The sequence below is a fragment of the Celeribacter sp. SCSIO 80838 genome (assembly GCF_056498065.1).
Genome location: NZ_JAZKMA010000001.1, coordinates 2,867,742 through 2,894,105, shown reverse-complemented (window position 1 = coordinate 2,894,105; position 26,364 = coordinate 2,867,742). Strand labels below are relative to the sequence as shown.

Sequence of the window (26,364 nt, the reverse complement as noted above, 5' to 3'; positions counted from 1 at the left end):
CGACAGAGCTGTAAAAGTCTTGTTATTGTGTCAGTTCTGCGAACAATCCGCTCAGCCGGTCGGCTTCCTCTGCCAACCCCCAGGGCGCGTTGAGGAAAAGCATGCCGGAACCGATCATGCCATGGCCTTCGCGGGCGGGTGGGAAACGGACCTCGTGTTTGAGAAAACCGGGCAGGGCGGAGGCTTCCAGCGCACGGGTCATCGCGACATGCGCACCCGTGGTCAGGATCGGATACCAAAGCGCGATCACCCCGACATTCCACTTGCGATGGAGCTTGGCGATAAAGCCGGGGATCGTCGCGTAATCGGTTTTGATTTCGTAGGGCGGGTCGATCAGGATCATCCCGCGTCGGGGCGTCGGCGGGCAGAGGCTTTGTGCCAAGGCAAACCCGTCTTCCTTCACCAGATGCGCCCCGGTGCCGCGCATCGCTGCCTTGAGATGGTCGAACTCGCCGGGATGCAGCTCGGCCAGATGGATTGTGTCGATCTCGCGCAGCAAAGCCGCCGCAATCGCCGGAGAACCGGGATAGATCGTCGGACCATGACGTTCCGCGACGGTTTCTCGCGCACGGGTATAGGGGTGCTCCGCTCCGAACCAATCCGCAACCTTGAGAATGCCCTCGGCGGCTTCGCCGGTCTTCTGCGCCTGATTGCCCGCAAGGTCATAGAGCCCGCGCCCGGCGTGGGTCTCGATATAGCTCACCGGCTTGTCCTTCTGCGTCATGTAATCGAGGGCGGTGGCCAACAGACCATGCTTTTGCACATCCGCCAGATTTCCGGCGTGAAACCCGTGTTGATAAGATAGCATCAGACGTCCGCCAACGGTCGGATTTTCAGCTTGGTGATGCGGTTGTCTTTGCGCTCCATCACCTCGAACCGGTAGCCGTGGAAAGAGAACACCTGACCGGGGACGGGGATGGTCTGGGCCTCGTGGATCACCAGACCGGCCATGGTGTTGGCCTCCTCGTCTGGCAGGGCGCAATCCGTCCAGCGGTTGAAATCGCGGATCGTCATGCCGCCGTCGACCTCCCAGTCGCCGGTTTCGCCGGATTGCTTCGGCGCATCTTCGGAGCGGTCGAATTCATCGGTAATCTCGCCCACGATCTCTTCCAGAATGTCTTCGAGCGTGATCAGACCCTGAAGCGCTCCGTATTCATCGACCACGAGGGCGAAATGCGTGTGGCGCTTGAGAAATTGCCGCATCTGGTCGTCGAGCGTGGTGGTTTCCGGCACGAAATAGGGCTTCATCGCGACGGTCATCACGTCGAAATCGGAGAAATCCACCAGCATCGTCGGGTGCTCGCTCTCATGTGCCACGCGGTCGGCATGCATGCCGCGCAACAGGTCTTTTGAGTGCAGGACGCCGACGATGTTTTCCGGGTCGTCGCGGTAAAGCGGCAGGCGGGTGTGCGGGCTTTTCAGCGAGCGTTCGAGGATTTCGCGCGCCGGCAGGTCGACATCCAGCATTTCGATCTGCGAGCGGTGCAGCATGATCTCCTCGACCGTGCGATCCGCCAGATCGAGCGCGCCCAGCAGACGGTCGCGGTCTTCCTTCTCCACCGTCCCCTCGGACATGCCAAGGGTGATGGCGCCGACGATCTCTTCCTTGACGGCGAGAACGCCCGCATTCGGGTCGGTCTTCACGCCGAAAAGGCGCAAGATGCCCCGCACCAAAACCCGGACAAAGGCCACCACGGGGGCGAAGATCTTGACCACCACGGCAATCGGCCCGGCGACACGGGCGGCCGCCAGTTCCGGGTTGGTAATCGCATAAGTCTTTGGCAAGACTTCGGAAAATATCAGAACCAGAACGGTCATGATCATCGTCGCAAAGGCCACGCCGTTCTGGCCGAACAGCTTGGTGAACAGCGCCGTCGTCAGCGAGGTGGCGAGAATGTTCACAAGGTTGTTGCCCAAAAGCACCGACCCGATCAGCCGCTCGCTGTCCTCGGTCACGCTGAGTGCGCGCTCGGCGCCCTTGTCGCCCTTGTCGGCCTGGGTGCGCAGCTTGCCGCGCGAGGCGGCGGTCAGGGCGGTCTCGGAACCGGAGAAAAACGCGGACAACACCAAAAGCCCCGCAATCGCGGCGGCGGTGATCCAGAAGGCGGCGTCTAAAAGCGAGGAAGTCTCTGTCATGGCATGGTTATGGGTATGCGGAGGCGTCTTCGCAAGAGGCTCTCAAGGCCATAAGTGCCTGTCATGAAAAAAGCCGCCTTGTCGTCGAAAATGTCGGTCGGATTTGCGTCGGCTTTGCGTCGGACTTTTGTCGGGCACCTGTATGGCAACGGGTGCCTCTGGGCTTACGGCTTTCCGATGGCGAAAATACTCGGATCGCCTCAGCCTTCCGCCAGCGGATGCTTGGTCAACACCAGTTCCCTGAGCCGTTCGTCGAGCACATGGGTGTAAATCTCTGTCGTCGAAAGATCGGCATGACCCAGAAGCGTCTGGATCGCCCGCAGGTCGGCACCATGGGCCAGAAGATGCGTCGCGAAAGCGTGGCGCAGCGTGTGCGGCGTGACCTTGGCGGGCGATACTCCGGCCTGAACCGAGATGTCCTTGATCAGCTTGTAAAACCCGTCGCGGGTGATGTGACCCAGCTTGCCACGCGAGGGAAACAGAAACGCCGAAGCCTTTGCTCCGGTCTCACGTTTCGCAAGATCCTCGGCGGCATCGCGCACCGAAAGCCAGTCCCTGAGCGCGGCGCGGGCCGGTTCGGACAGCGGCACCATGCGTTCCTTGCCGCCCTTGCCCATGATCAGCAACAGCCGGGGATCGCCGCGTGTGGCCGAGACAGGCAGGGACACAAGCTCGGAGACGCGCATGCCGGTGGCGTAGAGGATTTCCATCAGGCAGGCGTTGCGCAGTCGTTCGGCCTCCGTCCGGCCCAGCTCCCGCGCCGCATCCAAAAGGCGCGACACCTCCTCTTCGGACAGGGTTTTCGGCAGACGTTTGGTGCGCCCCGGACCCTTGATCTGGATCGCCGGATTGTCGGTACGCCAACCTTCCTCAAAGGCGAAGCGGTAAAGCTGCTTGATCGAGGAAAGCCGTCGCGCCCGGGTCGATTGCGCCAGCCCCTCGGCCTCGCAGGCGACGAGATAGCTCTCGATCTGATCGCGGCTGGCACTCTCGAACGTGGCGCCTTTGCGGGTCAGCCATTCGGAGAAGCCCACAAGATCGCGCCCGTAGGACAGTCGCGTGTTTTCCGCTGCGCCCAGCTCCGCCATCTGCGCCTCGGCAAAGGCCGAAATCCAGCGGGCGTCTGAGGCCGCGAGGCTCATCCGCGTCGTTCCAGCAAAAGAAGTTCCAAAGAGGCGCGCCGCGCCGAGGCCTCAAGCCCGATGGCGCGGAAGAACTGGATCGCATCGGACAGCTCATCGAGATCGCCCGCAGCGCCGCCTTCGAGCAGTTCGATGCCACGCAGGATCGCTTCGCCCAGACGTTGTTCGTTCACGAGGGTTTCGAGCCGGACGGGAACGCCCGAGGTGCGGAAGCCGGACGCGATGGCGCGCGATTGCGCATCCACCGGGCGCTGGGTCGGCAGGTTGCCGGTGGCGATACCGTGCAAAAACACCTGATCGCGGGTCAGCGGCGTCGCCCATTTCAACGCGATCTTTTCGTAATCGGGGGACAAAAGCGCCACCTCGAAAGCGATCTCCGAGGCCTCGCCGGTCAGCGGCAGCGCGGCGAGACGTTGCGCGAACAGCTCGGCGAAGACCGGTTGCAGCCCGGAGGCGCGCATTGCGTCCCAGACCTTGGGCAGGCGCAGGGAGACGATTTCGAGGTCGTTTCGTGCCAGCGCGGTCTCGAAACTCTGGAGCGCGTCGATCCGGTCCCAGATGCCGCCCGAGGCCGCCGGGAGGTGTTCGGACCAGATGCCGAGCCAGCGATTGGGCGAGAGCGCGCCGACGCGCGCCAGACGTTCGGCGGCGGTGGCGCGGGCTTTCCAGCCGGAGGTGGCGCGCAGGTCGGATTGCGCGAAGGCCAGCGGCAGGGACGAGGTCGGCAGCGGCTCGCCGATGGCTTCCATCAGGCGGAAGGTGAGCGGGGTCGGATGATCGGGGACCGGCAGGGGCGGTTCGCCCTCGAACAGCTCGGGGTCGAGAAAGCGCGCGAGCAATGTGCCCTGATCTTCGCGAATGAGGCCCAGCGCCTCGCCGGTTTCCAGTGTCAGCGCCGCCGCACTCCAGTCGCCGCCGCGCGCGAGGCAGAAGATCCGGGCCTGAAGCGCGGGCGAGAGGCCGGGCGTGTGATTGAGCCGGGCGCAGGCGGCGTCCTCGGTGCCCAGAAGCAGTTTGGTGTCGAAGGCGCGGCGAAAGATTTCCGGCGTGGTGAGGCCCGCAAGCTCCATCAGCGCGTCGGCCTCGTCCAGCAGCCCCTGCGCCAGAAGCGCGTCGATCCGGGCCAGAAACAGCCGCCCGTCGCGATCCGATTGCACCGGCGGGTCGAGTTCCGCGAGCACCAGCGTGTTCAGGAGCCGTCGCGAGGCGGGCAAAAGATCGGAGCGGGCGGAAATCGTGGTGATACGCCGGGCGATGTCGCTGGCGGTGGAGGCGCCCCAGAGGGTGCGCGGCAGGCCGGTGGTGGAGGCGGGCAGGAGCCCGGCGGCATCCGGGTCGGGCGCATCGAGCGGGATCACCGTGACCTCTTCGGGCAGGGCGTTCTCGGAAATGTCGCTGGCCTCGGGGGCGGTGAGCGGGCGCGGGGTTTCGAGCGTGTCGGACAGCCAGTCGATGGCCGAGAGCGGTTTGTCGCCCGCAGCCGTCTGAGCCTCGAGGGGCAGGGCCGCGAGCAGCAGGGACAGGGTCAGGCCGGTTGGGACGCCGACGTGTCGGCGAGAGAACGGCGAGGGGGCGCGCATGGGCGAGGGGCCTATTTCAGCTCGAGTGTGACGGGGGCGCGCTGTTCGCTGCGCTCGGGCGAGAGATCGCCGACATAGGCGAATCCGATAAAGCCGATGAGGCCGAGAAGGATGAGGACGGCCAGAAGCCGGAAAAGGAATTTGCGCAAAGTTCACTGCCTCCGTTGCGCCGGGACCCGCCGGTCGGACTGTTGTCGTCCGTGATTTTCCGCCGGTCCCGGGTTTTCTCGGTTTTATATATGGCATTTTTCGTAAGATCACGCCATTGAGGGGGCGAAATTTTCATCGGCGGGAAATTGCCGCCGGTGAAAGGCAGATGAGGGGTGTTTTCGTGAGCGGGTTGAGAAAGACCGTGGCCCTTGTGGGCATGATGGGGGCAGGCAAGACGGCGGTGGGCAAGGCGCTCGCGGCGCGTCTCGACGTGCCCTTTCTCGATTCGGATCAGGAGATCGAAAAAGCCGCCGACCGCAGCATTGCGGAGATTTTCACCCGCGACGGCGAGGCGTTCTTTCGGGCGCGCGAGACCGAGGTGATCGGGCGGCTGCTGGACACCGAGCGCGGTATCCTGTCGACCGGCGGCGGGGCGTTTCTGTCGGAGGTCAACCGGGCGACGATCGCCGAGAAGGGCGTCGCGGTCTGGCTCAAGGCCGATCTCGATCTGTTGTGGAGCCGGGTGAAACACAAGAACACGCGGCCGCTGCTGCGCACCGACAACCCTTATGAGACGCTGCGCGAGCTGGTGGCGGCGCGCACGCCGTCTTACGAGATGGCGGGGATCGTGGTCGAATCCGAGCCGGGGCTGTCGATCGAGGATATGGCCGACAAGGTGGTCGAGGCGCTCAAGGCCCATGGTGGAATTCTGGAGGAAGATCAATGAGCTACCAAACCGTTCATGTGCCTTTGGGGGATCGCGCCTATGATGTGCGGATCGGTGAGGGGCTGGTGGCCGAGGCGGGCGCGCATATCGCGCCTTTGTTGGGCAAGAAGAAAAAGGTTTTCGTGCTGACCGACGAGACCGTCGCGGGGCTGCATCTTGAGACGTTGCGGGCAGGGCTTGCGGGCGCGGGGATCGACATGGTGGCGCTGGCGCTTCCGGCGGGGGAAAGCACCAAGGCCTGGCCGCAATTCACCCGCGCGGTCGAATGGCTTTTGGAAGAGAAATGCGAACGCCGCGACATCGTTGTGGCCTTTGGCGGCGGTGTGATCGGCGATCTGGCGGGGTTTGCCGCGTCTGTTTTGCGCCGGGGCGTGCGCTTTGTGCAGATCCCGACGACGCTTTTGGCGCAGGTCGACAGTTCGGTCGGTGGCAAGACCGGCATCAACGCGCCGCAGGGCAAGAACCTGATCGGCGCATTTCACCAGCCCTCTCTGGTACTGGCGGATATTTCCATCCTCGGCACGCTGACCGAACGTGATTTCCTTGCGGGCTACGGCGAGGTGCAGAAATACGGGCTTTTGGGCGACGAGGGCTTTTTCGAATGGCTGGAGGCCAACGGACCGAAACTGGCGGCGGGCGATATGGCGCTTCGGGCCGAGGCGGTGCGGCATTCGGTGCAGATGAAGGCCGATATCGTCGTGCGCGACGAAACCGAACAGGGCGACCGCGCGCTTTTGAACCTCGGGCATACCTTCTGCCATGCGCTGGAAGCGGCGACCGGCTATTCCGACCGGCTTTTGCATGGCGAGGGCGTGGCCATCGGATGCGCACTGGCGTTCGAGCTGTCCGCGCGTCTGGGCCTGTGTTCGCAAGAGGCCCCGAGCCGGGTGCGCGAACACCTGAAGGCCATGGGGATGAAATGCGACCTGAAGGACATCCCCGGCGATCTGCCCTCGGCGGAGGCGCTCGTCGATCTGATGGCGCAGGACAAGAAGGTGCTCGACGGTCAGCTCCGCTTTATCCTCGCGCGGGGCATCGGATCGGCCTTTGTCACGGCGGATGTGCCGCGTGAGGCGGTGCTTGCGGTGTTGCAGGACGGCCTCTGAAAACGACAAAAAACTTTGGGATTTGCGTTGGCCCCTTGGGGCGTGTTCAACTGTGCCTGCATAGTTTTTTTACAAAATCATTTTAAAAAGCATTTCTGTGGATTGCGAGTGTATGGTCGGAGAGCGATGGGGGAAGCCATGGCCGGTATGAAGACCCTTCGAAAGAGATTCCAGGTGCCCACGGCGCTGGGGAGTCCCTTGATTGCGAAATTCATCGCCTCGATGGCGATCCTGATCCTGCCGGTCGCCATCGTCCGCTATATCGTGCTCGGTGAATATCTGCTGTCGGCCTATTACATCTTGCTCGTGGTGCTGATCGCCGTCGATCTCAGGGCCTATCTGAAATGGCAAAGGGTGCCGATCAATCCCACCTTGCTCCTGATTGCGGTGCAGGTGGGGGTGTTCGAACTGATCGCCCATCATGGGGCTTCGGCCTCTGTCTGGTTGTTTCCGCTCACGGTGGCGGGATTCTTCTATTCCTCGCTCTCGGTGGCGCAGGGCATCGGCTTTCTGGTCAGTCTTCTGGGCGGGGGGCTGATTTACCATGTGACCGGGGATGTCTTGTTTGCCTTCCGTTTCGTTCTGGCGCTGGCCACGGTGGTCGTGTTCATGCGGTTCATGTTGAGGACGATGAAACGGCTTGAAGACGATCTTGGCGATGCGGTGGAACGCGACCCGCTGACCGGCTGTCACAACCGCCGCGCCTTCATGCGCCGTCTCGAGGAGGGGCGGTTCGGGGGGGCGTCGGGCAGTCTGCTGTTCATCGACATCGACCATTTCAAAGAGGTCAACGACAGTTTTGGCCATGTCGTCGGAGATCAGGTGCTGCGGATGATGGTCGAGGGTATGAGCGAAGTGCTGCGGCGGCAGGAATATCTCTATCGCATGGGAGGCGAGGAATTCGCCGTGCTTCTGCCCAATGTGCCGGTCGAACTGGCCGTGCGGGTGGGCGAGCGGTTGCGCCGACATCTCGCGGAGAAGGTCCTGCCGAAGGACATTCGGCTGACCATTTCGGTCGGTGTGGAAAGCTATTCCAGCCCGGACGAGATCGAACAGACGCTGACCCGCGCCGATGCCAATCTCTACCGGGCGAAACAGGCCGGGCGCAACACAGTGATGCACCCGGGCTCTATCGGCGACTGAGCGGCTTCAGCCGCGCACCACCAGAAGATCGCTCTGCGGATCGCGGATCTGCTCTTCGGTGAAGCCGCCGAGCAGGCTGGGCGACAGCGGCATGCGGCCATGGGCGCCCAGCGCGAAGAGATCGGCGCCGCTCTGCGCCATGGCGTCGGTATAGGCATCATGCACGCTGGCGGGGGTCACTTCGGGTTTCGGCAGTCCCTCAGGGATCGCGACCGCGTCCCACCAGGCGTCGAGCCGGGTCTGGGCGTCCTTGACGAAGGGGGCAAGCTGTTTCTCGCTGGCGTTGCGGGCGATCATGCCTTGATAGGGCACGTGCACGGCGTGGAAGGTGGTGATTTTCGCCTTGGGCGCGAGGCTCCGCGCGGTGCGCCCGGCGGCGAGGCAGGAGGGCGACAGGTCGACGCCGCAGAGCACCGAGGCATAGGGTCCGGTCACCGGGTCGTGCACGAGAAGCACCGGGCGATGCAGCGCACGCACCAGCCGTTCCATCGTGGTGCCGGAGAACATGTCCCAGAACGGGCGCGGTTTGTGCACGCCCAGCACCACCAGATCGACGTCGAGCGCCTCGGCCATCTCCGCGATGGTGAGGACGGGATCGCCGGTCTCGACCACGATTTCGGTGTCCTCGGGCGCATGTTCGGATTGCGCGACCGCGCCGAGCACCTCCTCGGCGGTCTGGCGCATGCGGGTGATGACCGTGGCGGGCAGATCCTCGTCGATCACATGCATCAGGACGATCTTGCCCCCCTGTTCCTGTGCGAGCTGGACGGCGCGTTCCACAGCCCGGTCCGAGCGGGACGACAGGTCGCTTGCAACGAGAATACGGTTCATCATGATCTCCTCCTGATGTGATGCGGGGACCCGCTTCCTCTGCGGGCTTCTTTCTATATATGGGGCGATTCCGGCGATTTTTGAGAGGAGGGGGACGAGATGTCGCGGCCTGTTTCGTCGCGGGGTTTCTGCCAGCCTGTTGCGCGAGGTCGAAACGAAAACACCCCGCGCGGGCGGGGTGTTCGGTCCGGTCCGGTTCTGAGCGGTCTCAGAACGGGATTTCGTCGTCGTCGAGCGAGGGGCGGGAGCCGCCGCCGGAGCCGCCTTGCGAGCCGCCGCCGTAGCCACCGCCGGAGGAGCCGCCGTAGCCCGGATCGTCATAGCCGCCCGAGGGGCCCTGATCGTAACCGCCGCCGTAGCCGCCGCCACCGCCCATGCCGCCGCCCTGACCGCCGCCGCCTTCGCCGCGACCGTCGAGCATCACCAGCGTGGCGTCAAAGCCCTGAAGCACGATTTCCGTGCTGTAGCGGTCCTGACCCTGCTGATCCTGCCATTTGCGGGTCTGAAGCTTGCCTTCGAGATAGACCTTGGAGCCCTTGCGGAGATATTGCTCGCAGACCCGCACGAGGCCTTCAGAGAACACCGCCACCGAATGCCATTCGGTGCGTTCCCGGCGCTCGCCGGTGTTGCGGTCTTTCCAGTTTTCCGAGGTGGCGATCCGCAGGTTGCAGACCTTGCCGCCGTTCTGGAAGGTGCGCACTTCCGGGTCCCGCCCGAGATTGCCCACGAGGATGACTTTGTTCACGGACCCGGCCATTGAACTTCTCCCTGAGATTCTAGAGTTGGTCCCCGTTACACCATTGCCGGGGGCCGAGGGGCAAGGGCTAAAATCCGCCTGCAAGGGACACAGCGTTTGAAATGCGCGGATTTACGGCTATAGTCCGCGCGTTAGGGAAACGGTGGACGGATTTCACAAGATGGTGGCGACGCGGGCGCGGTGTGTGTCGGTTTGTGTGTCGGTTTGTGTGTCGGGGCGTGGATATGCTCTGGCGCTGGGTATGGCGATCTGTGCTCTGCCGGGGGCGGTTTTCGCGGGTGATACGCTGTCGACCAGCAACCGCATGGCGATTTTTGCCTCCCAGCTCGACGTGCTCGACGGGCGTGCCGCTGACCAATATTCCAACTCCGTGACCTATCAGCCGGAACGCTTTGGCGCCGACGGCCTGACCCAGCGCTACACCGGGGCCTACAAGGGGCAATATTTGCCGGTCGCCGAACAGATGGCGCGCAAGCATGGCGTGCCGACCGATCTGTTCCTGCGCCTCGTGCAGCAGGAAAGCGGTTGGAACCCGACGATCCAGTCGCCGAAAGGTGCGACGGGACTGGCGCAGCTCATGCCCGATACGGCGCGGCTTTTGGGCGTGAACATCAACGATCCGCACCAGAACCTCGAAGGCGGGGCGCGCTATCTGCGGATGATGTACAACCGCTTCGGCAACTGGCGTCTGGCGCTTGCGGCCTATAACGCGGGGCCCGAGGCGGTGGACAAATATGACGGTGTGCCGCCCTATCAGGAAACCATGAATTACGTGCGGATCATCTACGGGTCGTAAGCCCGTCGACCGGGGCCGGGAACCATTCACCCGCCTCAGGGGTTGTCCTTTCAACGCAACGCGGTGCGCCTGCATCGCCGTTTGAAAGGATAAGACACATGAAACGTACCGTTCTGTTTGCTCTTCTGACCTCCGCTTCCGTAACCGCGGGGCCGCTTCTGGCCGAACCGCTCGACATTTCCTCCGTCGAGGTCGAGGCCAATCTCGAAGCCGTCGATGCGAACGCGCTCGACCGCTGGCCGGCGATTGCCGAGGACCTGACTCTGGCGATCACCGCCGGTCTGAACGACCGGATGGAAGAGGGCGGCGATTATGACGTCCGGGTTGATGTGACCGAGATTTCCAATCTGGGCGCGACCTATCTGAGCGATGACGGCGAGTTCAACCAGCTCGAAGGCTGGGTCTATGTCGACGGTCCGGGCTCGGATGAAGCGCTGAAGAAATTCCACATCATGCTCAAGGCCGAGGAGCTTGAGGGCTTCAAGCCGGTGAATGTCGCCATCGTGCCGCCGGACCGCGCCGCGTTTTACGACGCGCTGGTGATGGCCTTCGCCGATCAGGTGGTGACGGATGTCTCCGAGCTTCAGACCGAATGGCTGGTGCCGGATCAGGCGGAAGATAAGTCGTAAGGCGGCTGATCGGTTCGAATGGGGAAAGGCTGGGGAGTATCCCTGCCTTTCCCTGTTGACAGATGGGGACATTCTGCCCCCTCACGACACATCTCAAAGCATATTGGAAAGCCCGGTTCTGAGCGTCTCGCGCACACCTTGTTCCTCCATATGCAAGCGCAGAGTCTGGTTATACCCACCCGGCGTATTCAGTGCCTCTATGAGCGGTGCGCATGCGGTGGTCGACAGGTTCGATGCGATCAGCGTCCTCAGAAACGTCTCCGCCTGCGTCTTGTCCGACACGCGCTCCCCGAGCCAGTCCGCCGCATCTTCGACCATGCGCGCGACAGGGGACAACACCGCCTGTGCGCAAAGATAGGCCGTCATTTCCGCAGGGCTGCGGAGCGGGAAAATGCGATTGCGCTTGCCGAAAATCTCCGTGACCAGCGCGGTGTCGCCGTACATCATGATCGGTGTTCCGCCCTGCGCAATGCCGGGAAACGGCATCATGATCGCAACCGCGCGGGCCGGGCGCACCAGGGCGTCCACCTCTTCGAGCGAGGCTCCGGCAATGAAGGTGATCACTCTTTGCCCGTCGCGAAACCGCAAGGCGCCAAGGACGTCGCGCGCGACCCCGGCCACGAGGCCCAAAAACAGAACGTCGCTTGCATCCACCACGTCCTGATTGCTGGCGACCCGAACGTTGTCGTATCTCTCTGCAAGCGCGGCGGAGAGGCGCGGGCTTCGTTTCGAGACGGTTATCTCATGTCCGTCGTCCGCGATTCCCTGCACGGCCGCACTGGCGATCGTTCCACACCCAAGGACACCAAGACGCATCGCACACCTCCGCTTCGCTTTGTCCATTGCAGATATCGGGTATAATGACCGTGTTGCGGTTTCAACTGCGGAGTGGCAGTGGGGCGGAGTGCCGGAAGTCCCTCGGCGACAGGCCGGTGTGTTTGTGGAACGCGCGGCTGAAATAGGCCGCAGAGTGAAAGCCGAGTTTTTCGGCGATGGATTTCACCGGCAGGTCGGTTTCGCGCAGCATCCGGCGGGCTTCGAAATGCAGCCGGTCGGCGAGGATTGCCGAAGCCGAGCGGCCGCAGGCGATGTTGCAGGCGCGGGTCAGGTGCGTGGGGGTCACGCCGAGGGCTGCGGCGTAATGGCCGACCGAATGGCCCTCGCGCAGCTCGCTTTCCACAAGGGCTGTGAAAGCGGCGGCGAGGCGGCGGGAGGCGTCGGGGGCCATGTCGTAATCTGGCATCACCGACATCTGACGTTCGAGCCAGACGGCGATCATCCCGGCCTGAAGCGCCATGGCGCGGTCGCGGCCCGGCTGATGGCCTTCGATCTCGCGTTGCAGCGCTTCGATCAGACCTGTGATCTCGTTTTGCTGATGCACTTCGCGAAAGCGCATGTGCAGCGGCTCTTCGGGCAGGCCGAGGGTGACATCGTCGGGCAGGTGGACGCGGTAGCCCATGACCTGACCGACGGGCTCGAAGCCGTACATGGTGCGGGTCGGCAGGAACAGAAGGTTGTGCGGGCCGAAACCGCGGGTGACGCCGGAGACGGTGATCCGGCCCTGACCGCGGGTGAACCACAGAAGTGTCGGGCTGCGGTGGCTGCGCATCGCCTGCATGCGCCATTTCTCCGCCGTCGAAAGCGTGTTCGAACCGCGCCCCAGCGGCAGCACGCGATAGGCGGGCTGGGCGGGGATGTCGGGAATGTCCGGCGTGCGCAGCTTGCGCTTTTTCGGGGTCTCGGGGAGCGGGGATGCATCCGTCGTGACTTGTTCTGTGACTTTGGACATCTGCCCCAGAGGTGGGGTTTGGAAAATTTTTCTCGAAAAGCTCTCGGGCATGGCGCAGGATCGTGTTCGGTTTGTACAACTTGGCCGACCCTAGCGTCGCAGAAGGGGCTGTCAAAGAAAATCTTGTATTTTCAATGTGATATGTTTTTTTCTTGGGTTGCCCGCTAGCGCTGCTCAGGGCAGCGATATCTTGTGGTAGGCCTTCATGCGCGCTCTAAACCATGTACGCTGACGCTTGGCATATTGCCGGGTGGCGATGGTTGCGGCCTCTTTTGCCTCCGAAAGCGTCATCTCGCCCAAGAGATGCGCGATGAGTTCCGGCGCGCCGATGGCCTTGGCGGAGGGCAAAGCGGGGTCCCAGGAGGAGAGATTGGCGCGGGCCTCATCCAACGCGCCGTCGCGCAGCATGATTTCGAATCGCTGCGCAATGCGGGCGTTGAGCCAGTCGCGGTCGGCCTCCATCACGATGGGAAAGCAGGCGGACAGGGGCAGGGCGGGCGGCGGCGTGTCGGCCTGCCAGGCGGCCAGACCGCGGCCGGTGGCGCGCAAGACCTCCCAGGCGCGTTGCACCCGCATCGGGTTGAGCCGGTCGATCTTTTGCGCGGTTTCGGGGTCTTCGGCGTCCAATTCCGCCAGAAGCCCGGCATGACCGCCCTCGTCGAACCGCCGGGCGTCGGCGCCTGCGCGGATCTCTGCCGGGGTTTCCGGGATCTCGACCAGCCCTTCGGTGAGCGCTGCAAAATAAAGCCCCGTTCCGCCGACGATGATCGGACGTTGCGGACCGGACAGGTAGGGCGCGATGTCGCGCAGCCAGTGCCCGACGGAATACTGGGCGTCGCCCGCTACATGGCCATAGAGCGCATGCGGCGCTTTCGCTTCATCCTCAAGAGACGGGCGGGCGGTCAGAACGCGCCAGTTTTCAAACACTTGCAGCGCATCGGCATTGACGATGACACCGCCCTGCGCACAGGCGATCTCGAGCGCCAGCGCGGATTTTCCCGAGGCGGTCGGACCGGCGATCAGCACCGGCTGGTCGGGCGATATGTCGAACGGCAGGGTCATGTCTTCGCGGGTGGCATTGCACGGCGCATTTGTCCAGAGGCAAAAGGGGAAAATTATTGCGAAGGGCGCATTGATCCTGCCGGGATTTTCGACCATTTTGACGCCATCAACGACATCGAAAACCGGGGACATCTGATGAGCGACGCTGCGCTTGAGCCGGGCAAGGGCCACCCTGCCACGAAATATAAACGTGTGCTTCTGAAAATCTCGGGCGAGGCGCTCATGGGCGATCAGGGCTTCGGGCTGCATCCGCCGACCGTCGAACGCATCGCGCGCGAGGTGAAATCGGTGCACGATCTCGGGGTCGAGATCTGCATGGTGATCGGCGGCGGCAACATCTTCCGCGGGCTTCAGGGCTCGGCGCAGGGGATGGAGCGCACGACGGCGGATTACATGGGGATGCTGGCCACGGTGATGAACGCGCTGGGGATGCAGGCGGCTTTGGAAGCGCTCGGCATTCACACGCGGGTGATTTCGGCGATCACGATGAACGAGGTGGCGGAGCCTTACATTCGCCGCCGCGCCGTGCGTCACCTTGAGAAAAAGCGGATCTGCATTTTCGCGGCGGGCACCGGCAACCCGTATTTCACTACCGATACGGCGGCGACGCTGCGCGCCAATGAGATGGCCTGCGAGGCGATCTTCATGGGCAAGAACGGGGTGGACGGGGTCTATGACAAGGACCCGAAAACCAACCCGGATGCCAAGCGCTACGATCACGTCACCTATGACGAGGTGCTGCGCAAGAATCTCAAGGTGATGGATGCCTCGGCGATTGCGCTGGCGCGCGACAACAAACTGCCGCTGATCGTCTTCCCGCTCGATGCGCCGGGGGGCTTCTGCTCGATCCTGGCGGGCGAAGGCACCTATACATTGGTGAACTGATCCGGCTATAAGCACCGGCGATGCGCCTTTCTTCGGGGAGGCATTCGAGAGATAAGAAGGGGAACACCCATGTCTGAAGAGTTCGAACTCGACACCGCCGATCTGGCAAAACGGATGGATGGCGCAATTTCCAATCTGCGCACGGAATTCGCCTCGCTGCGCACGGGTCGCGCCTCTGGCTCGATGCTGGAACCGATCATGGTCGAATCCTACGGTCAGATGACCCCGATCAACCAGGTCGGCACGGTGAACGTGCCGGAGCCGCGCATGGTGACGATCAACGTCTGGGATAAGTCGATGGTCAACAAGGTCGAAAAAGCGATCCGCGAGAGCGGGCTCGGGATCAACCCGCAGCTCAATGGCACGATCATCATGCTGCCGATCCCGGAGCTGAACGAAGAGCGCCGCCGCGAACTGACCAAGGTCGCCGGTCAATATGCCGAACACGCCCGCGTCGCCGTGCGCAACGTGCGTCAGGACGGCATGCAGCAAATCAAGAAGAACAAGGACGGCATGTCCGACGACGACCAGAAATTCTGGGAATCCGAGGTGCAGGAGCTGACCGACAAGCATATCAAGCTGATCGACGAACATCTTGCCTCGAAGCAGGAAGAGATCATGCAGGTGTGATCCGCGTCGGGGCCGTGGCCCTGCGGGACGACCGATGCGATTGCGAAGCGCCCCGCCCGGGCGCTTCCGCTGTAGAGTAAAGTGAGATACGCGATGAGCGACCAGACGCCAAAGAACATGGGCGGGCCGAAACATGTCGCCGTCATCATGGACGGCAACGGTCGCTGGGCGCAGTCGCGGGGCAAACCGCGTCTCTTCGGCCACCATGCCGGGGCCAAACGGGTCAAGGAGATTGTCCGTGCCTGTCCCGATCTCGGCGTCGAGTACCTGACGATCTTCGCCTTTTCCACCGAGAACTGGAAACGCACCCAGACCGAGGTTTCGGGGCTGATGAATCTGTTTCGCCGCTATATCCAGAACGAGATGAAGGGCCTTGTGGCCGAGGGGGTGCGGGTGCGGTTCATCGGCGACCGGCTCAGGCTCGACAAGAAACTTCAGGCCCTGATGGACGATCTCGAAGCGGTCACGAAAGACAACACCAAGGTGCATCTCACCATTGCGATCAATTACGGCGGCCGCGACGAGGTGGCGCGTGCGGTCCGGGCGCTGGCCTGTGAGGTGTCGCGGGGCGAGCTGGACCCGGAGACCGTCGATGAGACCACACTGACCCGCTATCTCGACACCCGCGTGTTGCCGGACCCGGATCTTGTCATCCGCACCTCGGGCGAGGCGCGGATTTCGAACTTCCTTCTGTGGCAATCGGCCTATTCCGAATATGAGTTCATCGACACGCTCTGGCCGGATTTCACCGCCGATGTCTTTGCCCAATGCGTTTCGCGCTATGCGGGCCGGGATCGCCGCTTCGGGGGGGTGAAGTCATGAGCGCGGCGCCCAAACCCGGCAAATGGCGCGATCTGGCGCCGCGGCTTCTGTCCGCGGTGGTGATGGTCGCCGTGGGGCTGGGCGCGGTGTTGTCGGGGCATCTGGCCTTCACCGTTCTGGTGATCGCGGTCGGTTTGATCGGGCTTTGGGAGCTCTGGCGCATGGCGCGGATCAAACAGGCGGCAGGGGGCTTCGGTCCGGGAGACCAGCCGATGCTGGCGCTCTATCTGGTCGTGTTGCTTCTGGGCTGTCTCGGGCTCATCTCGCTTTCCGCGGAGGGCGGGCGGGTGCTTTTGCTCTATGCCATCGGGCTTGTGGTGGTGACAGACAGCCTTGGCTATCTTGTCGGCAAGACGCTGGGCGGTCCGAAATTCTGGCCGCGGATCAGTCCGAACAAGACCTGGTCGGGCATTCTTGGCGGCTGGGTCGGGGCGATGATCTTTGCCTATTACACGCACGCCTATATGCCGGAAGGTTTCGTGCGGCTGTGGTTCTTCGTCACCTCGGCCATGGTGCTGTCCTTCGCCTCGCAACTGGGCGATATGCTTGAAAGCGCGCTCAAGCGGCGCATGGGCGTCAAGGATAGCTCGCACATCATTCCCGGTCATGGCGGCGTGCTCGACCGGTTCGACGCGCTTTTGGCCGTGGGCGCGCTTTACGTCATTCTCGCGACGATTTTCGGCTGAGGCAGAGGCATGCGACGCATTTCGATTTTCGGGGCGACGGGCTCCATCGGGCAATCGACGATTGATCTGATCCGGCGCGACCGTGAGGCCTATGACGTGGTGGCGCTGACCGGTGGCGGCAATATCGCGCGTCTGGCGCAGGATGCCATAGATCTCGGGGCCAAGGTGGCCGTCACCGCCTATGAGGACCGGCTGCCGGAATTGCGCGCGGCGCTCTCGGGGACCGGGATCGAGGCGGCGGCGGGGGACGTGGCGCTGATCGAGGCGGCGGACCGTGAGGTCGACTGGTTCATGTCGGCCATCGTCGGCGCGGCGGGGCTGGCCCCCGGTTTGCACGCGCTGCGTCACGGCAAAACGCTGGCGCTGGCCAACAAGGAAAGCCTTGTGACCGCCGGGCCGTTGCTTATGGACACAGCGAAAGAGCAGGGTGCGCGCATCCTGCCGGTCGACAGCGAGCATTCGGCGGTGTTTCAGGGCCTCGTGGGCGAGAATCCGGCCGAAGTCGAGCGCGTGATCATCACCGCCTCCGGCGGGCCGTTCCGCGACTGGTCTCTGGAGCAGCTCAAGGGCGCAACGCTGGAGCAGGCCTGCAAGCACCCGTCCTGGGATATGGGGCAGCGGATCACGATTGATTCCGCCTCGATGTTCAATAAGGCACTCGAAATCATTGAGACCAAAGAATATTTCGGTTTCGCCCCGGAGCAAATTGAGGTTTTGGTGCATCCCGGTTCCTATGTGCATGCGCTGGTCGGGTTCCGCGACGGGGCGCTGATGGCGCATCTCGGCGCGCCGGATATGCGCCATGCCATCGGTTATGCGCTCCATTGGCCCGAGCGGCGCGACCTGCCGGTGGAACGGCTCGATCTGGCGAAAGTGGGCCAGTTGCGGTTCGAGGCCCCCGATGAGATCCGCTTCCCGGCGCTCAGACTGGCGCGCGAGGTGATGGCGACGGGCGGATTGGCGGGTGCGGTGTTCAATGCCGCGAAAGAGGCGGCTCTGGACCTTTTTATCGCCCGAAAGATCGGGTTTCCCGACATGGCGCGGCTTGTGGAGCGGGTGTTGACGGAAATGTCAGCCGGTGTGAGCCTTCGGGTTAACGCTCTGAGCTTGGAGACGATTTTAGAAGCCGATAAAGAGGCACGGGCACGGGTTTTCGACCTGAAAGCAGCCTGAGGGGAATTGGAGACTATGGATTTGAGCAGCCTGTTGAACAGTCTGGGCGGGGGCGCTTTCACGCTGGTGTTCTTCATCGTCGCCCTGTCGATCATCGTCACGGTGCATGAATACGGCCATTATATCGTCGGGCGCTGGTGCGGCATCAGGGCGGATGTGTTCTCGCTGGGATTCGGCAAACCGCTCTGGCAACGCACCGACAAGCGCGGCACGGTCTGGCAAATCGCCTCGTTGCCCTTTGGCGGTTATGTGAAATTCGCGGGCGACGCCAATGCCGCTTCCGCCCCCGATGCCCATGCCATCGAGGGGCTGAGCGCCGACGAGGCCCGCCACACCATGCCCGGCGCACCGTTGTGGGCGCGCACGCTCACCGTGGCGGCGGGGCCGGTGTTCAACTTCATCTTCTCTTTCCTCGTCTTCACCGCCTTCGTGCTGAGCATCGGCAAGGCCGCCGACACGCTTGTGATCGAAAAAGTGCAGCCGATGCCCACTGAGGTCGGGTTGCAATCCGGTGACGAAGTCCTCGCGATCGAAGGCATCAAAGTGCCCGCGCCGGAGGAAATGTCAGGCTTTCTTGACACGCTGCCGCGTGCGGCGCGGGTGTCCTACACCGTGCTGCGCGACGGGCAGGACGTGACGGTCGAAGGGCCTTACCCCTATCCGGTGATCGTTGCGGGCATTTCTCCGAAATCGGCGGCGCGCGATGCCGGGCTGAAGGCGGGCGACGTGATCACGGCGCTCGACGGCCAACCGGTCGAGACCTTCTGGGACCTCCAGGACTATGTCGGCAGCCATGACGGCGCGGCGATGACGCTCACGATCTGGCGTCCGACCGAGGCCGGGGGCGAGACATTCGAGACCACGCTGGAGCCGCGTCGCCGCGATGTTCCGGGTGCGGATGGCGGGTTCGAGACCCGCTGGCTGATCGGCATCACTGGCGGCATGCTGTTCACCGTGGGCTCCGAACCGGTGGGGATTGGCGAGGCCATGGCTGCGGGGATCGGTGCGGTTTGGCAGATCATCACCATGTCGCTGTCGGGGCTGGGGCATATGATCACCGGGGCGATTTCTGCCTGCAACATCTCGGGGCCGGTGGGCATCGCCGAGGTGGTGTCGACCTCGGCCTCCGACGGGGCGAGCAGTTTTTTGTGGACCGTTGCCATGTTGTCGACCGCGATCGGTCTGATGAACCTCTTCCCGATTCCGGTGCTCGATGGCGGGCATCTGGTATTCTACGCCTATGAGGCGGTGCGCGGCAAACCCCTGCCGGACCGGGCCGTCGGCGTGATGATGACCGTCGGCATGGTGGTGATCATGGGCTTCATGGTTCTGGGGCTCAGTTCGGATCTGTTCTGCAAGTGATCTGAACGCAGCCCTGTCTCTGCCTCCTGTTATTGCGCCCGGATCGGACTTGATCCGGGCGTAAGTTTTTTCTGCGAAAAGCTGCGAAACGGCAAAACGGTCCAAATCCTGCCACATTCGGCGCGTAAAGCAGGCGCAGGCGGGACGCTTCTCGGCGCCCCTCTTCGGCGTCGGGATGATCCGCGCCGTCTCGCGATTCAGTGGAAGCCAGACATGACCGCAATCCGCGCAAGCTACCGCAGCCTCAGCCAACTCGCCGATCTCAACTGGGACCGTCTGCTCTATGCCGCGACCATCGTCGTGGCGCTGGCGGCGGGATCGTTCTTCGGTCACCTGTTCCTCTGAACCGCTGTCGCGTCACAGTGCGGTCGGGCGGCGGAACCGCGCTGATTTTTCCCTGAAAACAAGATGAAGGGCTTTCGCTTTCGGCGAAGGCCTTTATGCTGTGGTCAAACCGGCGCGTTCCGTTTTGACAAGGGGCGGCAATCCCGGTACTCAGCTAGGGACTTGTGGGGAATTTCGAGAAAGCTGCCATGTTCGCATTCAATGATCGTCCGACCCGTGGGGCAACGCGTTTCGCGGCCCGCGCTTTTGCTCTGTCTTTCGCAGCTTTCGCTGTTACGTCCGTGTCTTACACGGCGTTTCCGATCCCGGCCGCGGCTCAGGCCTACCGATTCACCAATGTCTCCGTCGAGGGCGCGCAGCGGGTGTCGCCGGACACGATCCTGTCCTATGCGGGAATCGCCCGCGGTCAGGGCGTCTCTGGAGCCGAGCTGAACGACGCCTATCAGAAGGTGCTGGCCTCCGGCCTGTTCGAGACCGTCGAATTCATCCCGCGCGGTAATACGCTTGTGATCAAGGTGGTGGAATTCCCCGTGGTCTCCGCGATCTCCATCGAGGGCAACAAGAAAGTGTCCGACGACGCGCTGATGTCGGCCTTGCAAACGAAAGTCCGTCGGGTCTATTCGCCCGCCACCGTCGAGGCCGACGCCGCCGCGCTCACCGAGGCCTATGAGGTCAAGGGCCAGCTCGTCGCCACGGTGACGCCGAAGATCATTCGCCGCCCGGAAAACCGCGTCGATGTGGTGTTCGAGGTGACCGAGGGCAAGGGCGTCGAGATCGAGCGTCTGAGCTTTGTCGGCAACCGCAGCTATTCCGACAACCGGTTGCGCCGGGTGCTCGAGACCAAGCAGGCGGGATTTTTCCGCTTCATCGTCGGGCGCGACACCTATGCCGAGGACCGCGTCGAGTTCGACAAGCGGGTGTTGACCGATTTCTACACCTCGCGTGGCTATATCGATTTCCAGGTGCTGAACGTCGCCGCCGAGTTTTCCCGCGAGCGCAACGCCTATTTCATGACCTTCAACCTGCGTGAGGGCCAGAAATACGAGTTCGGCAAGATTTCCGTCGCCTCCGAGATCGCCGAGGCCGATGGCGCCGAATTCCTCAAGGTCAACAAGATCCGTGAAGGCCAGACCTATTCGCCGCTCGCCGTGGACAACACCATCGAACGGATGGAAACTCTGGCGACGGACAAGGGGATCGATTTCCTGCGTGTCTCGCCGCGGGTGACGCGCAACGAGCGGACCCAGACGTTGGACATCGAATTCGTGCTGGAGCGCGGGCCGCGGGTTTTCGTCGAGCGCATCGACATCGAGGGCAACGCCACCACGCTCGACCGGGTGGTGCGGCAGAAATTCAAGACCGTGGAGGGCGACCCGTTCAACCCGCGTGAAATTCGCGAGGCGGCGGACCGTATCCGGGCGCTGGGGTATTTCTCCAATGCCGACGTGAACACCCGTCAGGGCTCTGCCGAGGATCAGATGATCGTCGATGTGAACGTGACGGAGAAACCGACGGGGTCGTTCTCCTTCGGGGGCAACTATTCCGTTTCGGAAGGTGCCAACCTGATCGCGTCTTTCAGCGAGGCGAACTTCCTCGGGCGCGGGCAGCGCCTGTCCTTCAACCTGACCACCGATATCGAAGATGGCAGCCTCACCTTCAACTTCGTTGAACCGGCCTTTCTTGGCCGGGATGTGGCGTTCGGTATTTCTGCCGGGCTTGGGACCTCGCAACCCTCTTATGCCGAATATATCACCCGCCGCGCCTATGTGTCGCCGCGCCTGACCTTCCCGGTGTCGGAAAACGGGGCGCTGACGGTCAACTATCGGGGCGAGATTGCCGAGATCGTCGAGGACGAGGATTATACCGACGCGGGTTACACCTATCCGGTGCAGATCCAGAACGACATCGACGCCGGGCGTCTCACGACCCATTCCTTGGGCTATTCCTACAGCTACGACACCCGTCGCAGCGGGTTGAACCCGAATGCCGGGATGCTGTTCAAGTTCGGTCAGGACTTTGCCGGTCTGATCGGGGGCGATACGGATTACATCAAGACCTCGGCCGAGATCACCGGCGAGATGAAGGTCTGGCATGAAGAGGTGACGCTGCGGGCGACCTTCGAGGGCGGGGTGATCGACGCCGATGGCGACAGCCGGATCACCGACCGCTATTTCAACTCCTCCTCGGTCATCCGCGGTTTCGAACCGGGTGGCATCGGGCCGCGGTCGTCCAACAACGATCTGGCGCTTGGCGGCAATTATTATGCCGTGGCGCGTCTGGAGGCGAATTTCCCGCTCGGTCTGCCCGAGGAATACGGTCTCTCCGGGGGCCTGTTCTTTGACTATGGCTCTGTCTGGGGGCTGGATGACACGACGGATATCATCGCGGGCTCCGACGATCTGAACTGGCGCTCCGTGGTGGGGGCCTCGATCTTCTGGACCACGCCGATGGGGCCGTTGCGCTTCAACTTCACCAAGGCGCTCGACAAGGAAGAGTACGATCAGGAACAGAGCTTCGACCTGACCATTTCCTCGAGCTTCTGACGGGGGCTTGGGATGCGGCTTGCGGCGGTTCTGATCAGTGCCCTGTGCCTCGCTCCGGTGACGGCACAGGCGCAGGCGCAGGACGGCGCGACAGCGGTGTCGCCGGAGGCGGAGAAGGTCAGGACCAAGCTGGTCTTTCCGGTGCTGGTGTTCGATCGCTCTCGGGTCGTGGCCCAGAGCGTCTCTGGCGCGGCGCTTGAGGCCAAGGTCGAGGCCGCGCGCACCGAGCTTCTCGAGGAGAACAAGCGCATCGCCGATGAGCTTGAGGCCGAGGAGCAGGCGCTTGCCGACATTCGCAACAGTTTGAACCCGACGGAGTTCCGCAGCCGGGCGCAGGCCTTCGATGAAAAGGTCGTGGCGATCCGGGTCGAGCAGGACCACAAGGCGCAGGCGATCCAGACGCAATATGACGACGGACTGTCGGTGCTTGAAGAAGACATGAACACGGCGCTGACCGGCCTCGCGCGCGATTTCGGCGCGGTTCTGGTGTTCGAGCGCGGGCAGGTCTACCTGATGAGTGGGGCGATCGACGTCTCGGGGCTTCTGATCGAACGGCTCGACGCGGAGGCGGCAGAACCTTCGACCGAAGCGCCTGCGGCAACGGAGCCGGACTGAGGGCGCTTGTCAGCCCTTGCCGCGATTGTTACAGGATTGTGGGAAAATGCCATCCCGCCCGCTCAAGGGCCGCGTGCGGGCCGGACCGGGGACGGGTTCGCGGTGTGAGGACGGCCCTGAGACAAAGACGGCCCAGAGCCAAGCCGGGGACAAGACATGACCGAGACCACCAAACCGACCACAGCCGACATCGACCTGATCCAGCGCATCCTGCCGCATCGTTACCCGTTTCTGTTGGTGGACCGCGTGGTGGACATCGTCTGCCCGGAAAGCTGCACGGGCATCAAGAACGTGACCTATAACGAGCCGCATTTTCAGGGCCATTTCCCCGGCGAACCGGTGATGCCCGGCGTGACCATCGTCGAGGCCATGGCACAAACCGCGGCGGTGATGGTCGGCGTCCATATGGATTTGGCCGACAAGGTGTTCAACGTCTATTTCATGAACATCGACGGCGTGAAATTCCGCCGCAAAGTGGTTCCCGGCGATCAGCTCAAGATGCATGTCACGGTGAAACGCGGCGGTGGCAAGGTCTGGAAATTCGACGGCCGCGCCGAGGTCGATGGCGAACTGGCCTGTCAGGCCGAGTTCACCGCGATGATGGACCTGACGCCGAAATCCTGAGGGCAAGACGATGAGCATGATCGACCCGAGCGCCAAAATTCACCCGTCTTCGGTGATCGAAGAGGGCGCCGTCATCGGCGCGGGCTGCGAGATCGGCCCGTTCTGCCTTGTCGGGCCGAAGGTGCGCCTGCACGACCGGGTCACGCTCAAATCCCATGTCGTCGTCACCGGCGACACCGAGATCGGTGAGGACACCACGGTGTTCCAATTCGCCTCCATCGGCGAGATCCCGCAGGATCTCAAGTTCAAGGGCGAAGAGACGAAACTGGTCATCGGCAAACGCAACCGCATCCGCGAATACGTCACGATGAACACCGGCACCGAGGGCGGTGGCGGCGTGACGCGCGTCGGCGATGACGGGCTGTTCATGTCCTCCTGCCACGTCGCCCATGACGCGCAGATCGGCGATCGGGTGATCCTTGTGAACTCGGTTGCGGTCGCGGGTCATTGCCATATCGAGGACGATGTGATCATCGGCGGGCTGTCGGGCATCCACCAATGGGTGCGGATCGGGCAGGGCGCCATCGTCGGCGCGCTCTCCATGGTCACGGCAGACGTGCTGCCGCATGCGCTGGTGCAGGGGCCGCGCGCCGAGTTGGATGGGCTGAACCTCGTGGGTCTCAAACGCAAAGGCGTCGACCGCGACGACATCAACCAGCTTCGCGCGGCGTTTCAGATGCTGAAACAGGGCGAAGGTTCGTTCAAGGACCGCGCCCAGCGTCTGACGGAAGATTTCGACAGCGATTACGTCGCGCGCATGGTGGCCTTCGTCATGGGCGAGAGCGACCGTGGCTTCCTGACCCCGAAGTGAGGCCTGCATGACCCGAACCGCGATCATCGCCGGATCGGGCGTGTTGCCCCGGCTTTTGGCCGAGGCGCTCAATCATCCGGTCTATGTCACGCTCGACGAGACCGCGGTGCCCGCGGGGATCGACCATGTCACCGCCCGGATCGAGAAACTCGGGCGGTTGTTCAAGGATCTGAAGGCGCAGGACGTGGGGGCCGTGGTCTTTGCGGGCGCGATGGCGCGGCCCAAGGTCAATCCGATGAAATTGGATCACCACGCTTTTCGCCTCGCCCGCAAACTCGGCAAGGGCGACGACGCGCTCCTGCGCGAGGTTCTGGCGCTGTTCGAGGATCAGGGCTTTCTGATCCGGGCTGCGACGGAGATTTGCCCCGATCTTTTGCTTGCGCCCGACACGCTTTGGGGCCGCAAACCGTCGCGCGAAGACCTCGACGACGCGGCGCGCGCGCAGGCGGTGCTCGACGCCCTGTCGCCTCTCGACGTGGGCCAGGGCGCGGTCTGTGCAGGCGGTCAGATGTTGGGGATCGAGACGGTGCAGGGCACGGATGCGATGCTGTCTTTCGTGGGCGCAACACCCGAACGGTTGCGCCGTGCCAAGGGTGTTTTCGTCAAGGCGCCGAAACGCGGGCAGGATCTGCGCATCGACATGCCGACGATCGGCATCGAGACGGTGGAGAAAGTGATTTCCGCCGGGATCGGGGGCATCGTGGTGCCGGCCGGGCGGGTGATCGTCCTTGAACAAGAGCGCGTCAAGGCGCGCATCAAGGAGGCGGGGCTGTTCCTGAAAGCGCAATGAAACGAAGCCAGAAAGAAGACGGCGCGAAAAACCGGGACAATGTCGCCGACAGGTTCGCGGGCCAAAAGGTCAAGGTTTTCGTCGTTGCGGGCGAGGCCTCGGGCGACAAGTTGGGGGCGGCGGCGATGGCCGGGCTCAAATCGCTGGTCGATGTCGAGTTTCGCGGCGTCGGTGGCGTGCGCATGGCGGAGGAGGGGCTTTCGAGCCAGTTTCCCATGTCCGAGCTGTCGCTCATGGGCATCGCGGAAATCCTGCCGAAATATTTCCACCTGAAACGCCGCATCCGCGAGGTCGCCCGCGCCATTCTCGACTGGCAGCCCGATGTGGTGCTGACCATCGACAGCCCGGATTTCTGCCTGCGCGTCGCCGATCTGGTGAAGGCCGAAAGCGACATTCGGATTTGTCACTATGTGGCGCCCACCGTTTGGGCCTGGCGGCCCGAGCGCGCCGCGAAGATGGCGAAACGGGTGGATCAGGTGCTGGCGCTTTTTCCGTTTGAGCCGCCCTATTTCGAAAAAGAGGGTCTCCGGTGCGATTTCGTCGGTCACCCGGTGGTGACCGAGGAGCTGGCGAGCTTCGATGCGGTGATGACCTTTCGGGACACTTACGACCTGATCAACAAACCCATCGTCCTGATCCTGCCCGGGTCGCGCAAAGGCGAGGTCAGCCGCCTCGCGCCGATCTTTGGTGAGGCTCTCGGGATTTTTGCCAGGACCCACCCCGATGCGGGCTATTGGCTGGCCGTCGCGCCGGGGCTTGAGGATCATGTGCGCGAGGCGATCAAGGATTGGCCCGTCGAGGTCGAATTGTTCACCGACCCGCTGAGCAAGACTGTCGCCTTCCGGGGCGTGGATGTGGCGCTGGCGGCGTCGGGCACGGTGTCTTTGGAACTGGCGGCCAATGACACGGCGATGGTGATCGCGTATCGGATGAACTGGCTGACCGAACAGATCGTCAAACGCAAGCTCCTGGTCGACACGGTGACTTTGGTGAATCTCGTCTCCGAGACCCGTGTGGTGCCGGAATTCCTTGGTCCGAACTGTGTGCCGCAAAAAATCGCCGCGAGCCTGTCGCATGTGGTCAACACGCTGGGCCACGATCAGCGCGCGGCCATGAAGCTCACCATGAAGCGGCTCGGGCGCGGGCAGGACGCGCCGGGGCTGCGGGCGGCGCGGGCGGTGCTCGAAGGCATTGCCGAGGCCAAAGCCGCGGAGTGAGTATTTTCACAGC

The 26,364-nt window shown here is 63.2% G+C and carries 28 protein-coding genes; 18 read left to right on the top strand and 10 right to left on the bottom strand.

Features of this window, described 5'->3' with window-relative positions; translation table 11 throughout:
* Nucleotides 1-22: 22 nt before the first annotated feature.
* The 5 genes from V1475_RS14530 to V1475_RS14510 form a co-directional block, all read right to left on the bottom strand.
* Nucleotides 23-808 carry a 23S rRNA (adenine(2030)-N(6))-methyltransferase RlmJ gene (locus V1475_RS14530; RefSeq protein ID WP_479413324.1) on the bottom strand — a complete coding sequence of 262 codons (786 nt, stop codon included), beginning with the start codon at nt 806-808 and terminating at the stop codon, nt 23-25.
* Nucleotides 808-2,136 carry an HlyC/CorC family transporter gene (locus V1475_RS14525; protein WP_479413323.1) on the bottom strand — a complete coding sequence of 443 codons (1,329 nt, stop codon included), beginning with the start codon at nt 2,134-2,136 and terminating at the stop codon, nt 808-810. The genes V1475_RS14530 and V1475_RS14525 overlap by 1 nt, the downstream gene beginning before the upstream one ends.
* Nucleotides 2,137-2,336: 200 nt before the next feature.
* A complete protein-coding gene (locus tag V1475_RS14520; RefSeq protein ID WP_479413322.1) occupies nt 2,337-3,278 on the bottom strand; it encodes a site-specific tyrosine recombinase XerD in 942 nt (313 codons plus the stop codon).
* Entirely contained in the window at nt 3,275-4,858 is a 1,584-nt protein-coding gene (locus V1475_RS14515) for a hypothetical protein (RefSeq protein ID WP_434287136.1), read from the bottom strand. The genes V1475_RS14520 and V1475_RS14515 overlap by 4 nt, the downstream gene beginning before the upstream one ends.
* An 11-nt stretch (nt 4,859-4,869) precedes the next feature.
* On the bottom strand, nt 4,870-5,007 hold the full coding sequence (locus tag V1475_RS14510; protein WP_096804977.1) for a hypothetical protein: 138 nt from the start codon (nt 5,005-5,007) through the stop codon (nt 4,870-4,872).
* A 167-nt stretch (nt 5,008-5,174) separates the two neighbouring features.
* On the opposite strand from V1475_RS14510, the gene V1475_RS14505 reads away from it, so the two are divergent.
* From V1475_RS14505 to V1475_RS14495, 3 genes are all read left to right on the top strand, one after another.
* The gene (locus V1475_RS14505; protein WP_479413321.1) at nt 5,175-5,735 is read left to right on the top strand and encodes a shikimate kinase; all 561 of its coding nucleotides are present in this window, start codon (nt 5,175-5,177) and stop codon (nt 5,733-5,735) included.
* Entirely contained in the window at nt 5,732-6,841 is a 1,110-nt protein-coding gene (aroB, locus tag V1475_RS14500; protein WP_479413320.1) for a 3-dehydroquinate synthase, read from the top strand. The genes V1475_RS14505 and aroB overlap by 4 nt, the downstream gene beginning before the upstream one ends.
* Before the next feature lie 174 nt (nt 6,842-7,015).
* Nucleotides 7,016-7,984: a GGDEF domain-containing protein gene (locus V1475_RS14495; RefSeq protein WP_479413319.1), complete on the top strand. Its 969-nt coding sequence runs from the start codon at nt 7,016-7,018 to the stop codon at nt 7,982-7,984.
* Between the two features lie 6 nt (nt 7,985-7,990).
* Here the strand turns inward: V1475_RS14495 and V1475_RS14490 are convergent, their stop codons facing one another.
* Nucleotides 7,991-8,818, bottom strand: coding sequence for a universal stress protein (locus V1475_RS14490; protein ID WP_479413318.1), 828 nt, complete (start codon nt 8,816-8,818; stop codon nt 7,991-7,993).
* 205 nt (nt 8,819-9,023) lie between these two features.
* Nucleotides 9,024-9,572, bottom strand: a complete 549-nt coding sequence (ssb, locus tag V1475_RS14485; protein ID WP_479413317.1) for a single-stranded DNA-binding protein — start codon at nt 9,570-9,572, stop codon at nt 9,024-9,026.
* A gap of 241 nt (nt 9,573-9,813) precedes the next feature.
* Between ssb and V1475_RS14480 the strand changes: the two genes are divergently transcribed.
* Both V1475_RS14480 and V1475_RS14475 read left to right on the top strand, forming a co-directional pair.
* Entirely contained in the window at nt 9,814-10,368 is a 555-nt protein-coding gene (locus V1475_RS14480) for a lytic transglycosylase domain-containing protein (RefSeq protein ID WP_479413987.1), read from the top strand.
* Nucleotides 10,369-10,466: 98 nt separating this feature from the next.
* Nucleotides 10,467-10,997, top strand: coding sequence for a hypothetical protein (locus V1475_RS14475; RefSeq protein ID WP_479413316.1), 531 nt, complete (start codon nt 10,467-10,469; stop codon nt 10,995-10,997).
* A gap of 93 nt (nt 10,998-11,090) precedes the next feature.
* Here the strand turns inward: V1475_RS14475 and V1475_RS14470 are convergent, their stop codons facing one another.
* The 3 genes from V1475_RS14470 to miaA form a co-directional block, all read right to left on the bottom strand.
* A complete protein-coding gene (locus V1475_RS14470; RefSeq protein WP_479413315.1) occupies nt 11,091-11,813 on the bottom strand; it encodes an NAD(P)-binding domain-containing protein in 723 nt (240 codons plus the stop codon).
* Nucleotides 11,814-11,874: 61 nt separating this feature from the next.
* Nucleotides 11,875-12,786: a helix-turn-helix domain-containing protein gene (locus tag V1475_RS14465; RefSeq protein ID WP_479413314.1), complete on the bottom strand. Its 912-nt coding sequence runs from the start codon at nt 12,784-12,786 to the stop codon at nt 11,875-11,877.
* A 174-nt stretch (nt 12,787-12,960) separates the two neighbouring features.
* A complete protein-coding gene (gene miaA, locus V1475_RS14460) occupies nt 12,961-13,944 on the bottom strand; it encodes a tRNA (adenosine(37)-N6)-dimethylallyltransferase MiaA (protein ID WP_479413313.1) in 984 nt (327 codons plus the stop codon).
* A gap of 39 nt (nt 13,945-13,983) precedes the next feature.
* Here miaA and pyrH point away from each other — a divergent pair, with 39 nt between their 5' ends.
* The 13 genes from pyrH to lpxB all read left to right on the top strand — a co-directional run bounded on the left by pyrH (nt 13,984) and on the right by lpxB (nt 26,351).
* Nucleotides 13,984-14,733 carry a UMP kinase gene (pyrH, locus tag V1475_RS14455; RefSeq protein WP_434287146.1) on the top strand — a complete coding sequence of 250 codons (750 nt, stop codon included), beginning with the start codon at nt 13,984-13,986 and terminating at the stop codon, nt 14,731-14,733.
* 69 nt (nt 14,734-14,802) lie between these two features.
* Entirely contained in the window at nt 14,803-15,363 is a 561-nt protein-coding gene (frr, locus tag V1475_RS14450) for a ribosome recycling factor (protein ID WP_066709640.1), read from the top strand.
* Nucleotides 15,364-15,456: 93 nt separating this feature from the next.
* The gene (locus V1475_RS14445) at nt 15,457-16,185 is read left to right on the top strand and encodes an isoprenyl transferase (RefSeq protein ID WP_434287147.1); all 729 of its coding nucleotides are present in this window, start codon (nt 15,457-15,459) and stop codon (nt 16,183-16,185) included.
* Entirely contained in the window at nt 16,182-16,871 is a 690-nt protein-coding gene (locus V1475_RS14440) for a phosphatidate cytidylyltransferase (RefSeq protein ID WP_479413312.1), read from the top strand. Before V1475_RS14445 ends, V1475_RS14440 begins: the two co-directional genes overlap by 4 nt.
* A 9-nt stretch (nt 16,872-16,880) precedes the next feature.
* Nucleotides 16,881-18,044, top strand: coding sequence for a 1-deoxy-D-xylulose-5-phosphate reductoisomerase (dxr, locus tag V1475_RS14435; protein ID WP_479413311.1), 1,164 nt, complete (start codon nt 16,881-16,883; stop codon nt 18,042-18,044).
* Nucleotides 18,045-18,059: 15 nt separating this feature from the next.
* A complete protein-coding gene (gene rseP / locus V1475_RS14430; protein WP_479413310.1) occupies nt 18,060-19,406 on the top strand; it encodes an RIP metalloprotease RseP in 1,347 nt (448 codons plus the stop codon).
* 213 nt (nt 19,407-19,619) lie between these two features.
* Nucleotides 19,620-19,751, top strand: coding sequence for a hypothetical protein (locus tag V1475_RS14425; protein ID WP_434287151.1), 132 nt, complete (start codon nt 19,620-19,622; stop codon nt 19,749-19,751).
* Nucleotides 19,752-19,939: 188 nt separating this feature from the next.
* On the top strand, nt 19,940-22,294 hold the full coding sequence (gene bamA / locus V1475_RS14420) for an outer membrane protein assembly factor BamA (RefSeq protein WP_479413309.1): 2,355 nt from the start codon (nt 19,940-19,942) through the stop codon (nt 22,292-22,294).
* A gap of 12 nt (nt 22,295-22,306) precedes the next feature.
* Entirely contained in the window at nt 22,307-22,909 is a 603-nt protein-coding gene (locus V1475_RS14415; protein ID WP_479413308.1) for an OmpH/Skp family outer membrane protein, read from the top strand.
* A 156-nt stretch (nt 22,910-23,065) separates the two neighbouring features.
* The gene (gene fabZ / locus V1475_RS14410) at nt 23,066-23,533 is read left to right on the top strand and encodes a 3-hydroxyacyl-ACP dehydratase FabZ (protein ID WP_096804959.1); all 468 of its coding nucleotides are present in this window, start codon (nt 23,066-23,068) and stop codon (nt 23,531-23,533) included.
* A gap of 10 nt (nt 23,534-23,543) precedes the next feature.
* Complete coding sequence (lpxA, locus tag V1475_RS14405) at nt 23,544-24,344, top strand: acyl-ACP--UDP-N-acetylglucosamine O-acyltransferase (RefSeq protein WP_479413307.1); 801 nt, start codon at nt 23,544-23,546, stop codon at nt 24,342-24,344.
* A 7-nt stretch (nt 24,345-24,351) separates the two neighbouring features.
* Nucleotides 24,352-25,134 (top strand): LpxI family protein, encoded by a 783-nt coding sequence (locus tag V1475_RS14400; RefSeq protein ID WP_434287156.1) that lies wholly within the window; start codon nt 24,352-24,354, stop codon nt 25,132-25,134.
* On the top strand, nt 25,131-26,351 hold the full coding sequence (gene lpxB / locus V1475_RS14395) for a lipid-A-disaccharide synthase (RefSeq protein ID WP_479413306.1): 1,221 nt from the start codon (nt 25,131-25,133) through the stop codon (nt 26,349-26,351). Before V1475_RS14400 ends, lpxB begins: the two co-directional genes overlap by 4 nt.
* Nucleotides 26,352-26,364: the final 13 nt, after the last annotated feature.

Bases quoted from the DNA above. Each gene is read 5' to 3' on its own strand.
- V1475_RS14400 (WP_434287156.1), top strand. From the start codon at position 24,352: ATGACCCGAACCGCGATCATCGCCGGATCGGGCGTGTTGCCCCGGCTT.
- V1475_RS14490 (WP_479413318.1), bottom strand. From the start codon at position 8,818: ATGATGAACCGTATTCTCGTTGCAAGCGACCTGTCGTCCCGCTCGGAC.
- aroB (WP_479413320.1), top strand. From the start codon at position 5,732: ATGAGCTACCAAACCGTTCATGTGCCTTTGGGGGATCGCGCCTATGAT.
- dxr (WP_479413311.1), top strand. From the start codon at position 16,881: ATGCGACGCATTTCGATTTTCGGGGCGACGGGCTCCATCGGGCAATCG.
- fabZ (WP_096804959.1), top strand. From the start codon at position 23,066: ATGACCGAGACCACCAAACCGACCACAGCCGACATCGACCTGATCCAG.
- V1475_RS14525 (WP_479413323.1), bottom strand. From the start codon at position 2,136: ATGACAGAGACTTCCTCGCTTTTAGACGCCGCCTTCTGGATCACCGCC.
- V1475_RS14415 (WP_479413308.1), top strand. From the start codon at position 22,307: ATGCGGCTTGCGGCGGTTCTGATCAGTGCCCTGTGCCTCGCTCCGGTG.
- bamA (WP_479413309.1), top strand. From the start codon at position 19,940: ATGTTCGCATTCAATGATCGTCCGACCCGTGGGGCAACGCGTTTCGCG.
- V1475_RS14425 (WP_434287151.1), top strand. From the start codon at position 19,620: ATGACCGCAATCCGCGCAAGCTACCGCAGCCTCAGCCAACTCGCCGAT.
- lpxB (WP_479413306.1), top strand. From the start codon at position 25,131: ATGAAACGAAGCCAGAAAGAAGACGGCGCGAAAAACCGGGACAATGTC.
- pyrH (WP_434287146.1), top strand. From the start codon at position 13,984: ATGAGCGACGCTGCGCTTGAGCCGGGCAAGGGCCACCCTGCCACGAAA.
- ssb (WP_479413317.1), bottom strand. From the start codon at position 9,572: ATGGCCGGGTCCGTGAACAAAGTCATCCTCGTGGGCAATCTCGGGCGG.
- V1475_RS14505 (WP_479413321.1), top strand. From the start codon at position 5,175: ATGAGGGGTGTTTTCGTGAGCGGGTTGAGAAAGACCGTGGCCCTTGTG.
- V1475_RS14515 (WP_434287136.1), bottom strand. From the start codon at position 4,858: ATGCGCGCCCCCTCGCCGTTCTCTCGCCGACACGTCGGCGTCCCAACC.
- V1475_RS14445 (WP_434287147.1), top strand. From the start codon at position 15,457: ATGAGCGACCAGACGCCAAAGAACATGGGCGGGCCGAAACATGTCGCC.
- V1475_RS14520 (WP_479413322.1), bottom strand. From the start codon at position 3,278: ATGAGCCTCGCGGCCTCAGACGCCCGCTGGATTTCGGCCTTTGCCGAG.
- V1475_RS14470 (WP_479413315.1), bottom strand. From the start codon at position 11,813: ATGCGTCTTGGTGTCCTTGGGTGTGGAACGATCGCCAGTGCGGCCGTG.
- V1475_RS14480 (WP_479413987.1), top strand. From the start codon at position 9,814: ATGGCGATCTGTGCTCTGCCGGGGGCGGTTTTCGCGGGTGATACGCTG.
- rseP (WP_479413310.1), top strand. From the start codon at position 18,060: ATGGATTTGAGCAGCCTGTTGAACAGTCTGGGCGGGGGCGCTTTCACG.
- V1475_RS14440 (WP_479413312.1), top strand. From the start codon at position 16,182: ATGAGCGCGGCGCCCAAACCCGGCAAATGGCGCGATCTGGCGCCGCGG.
- lpxA (WP_479413307.1), top strand. From the start codon at position 23,544: ATGAGCATGATCGACCCGAGCGCCAAAATTCACCCGTCTTCGGTGATC.
- V1475_RS14530 (WP_479413324.1), bottom strand. From the start codon at position 808: ATGCTATCTTATCAACACGGGTTTCACGCCGGAAATCTGGCGGATGTG.
- frr (WP_066709640.1), top strand. From the start codon at position 14,803: ATGTCTGAAGAGTTCGAACTCGACACCGCCGATCTGGCAAAACGGATG.
- miaA (WP_479413313.1), bottom strand. From the start codon at position 13,944: ATGGTCGAAAATCCCGGCAGGATCAATGCGCCCTTCGCAATAATTTTC.
- V1475_RS14475 (WP_479413316.1), top strand. From the start codon at position 10,467: ATGAAACGTACCGTTCTGTTTGCTCTTCTGACCTCCGCTTCCGTAACC.
- V1475_RS14465 (WP_479413314.1), bottom strand. From the start codon at position 12,786: ATGTCCAAAGTCACAGAACAAGTCACGACGGATGCATCCCCGCTCCCC.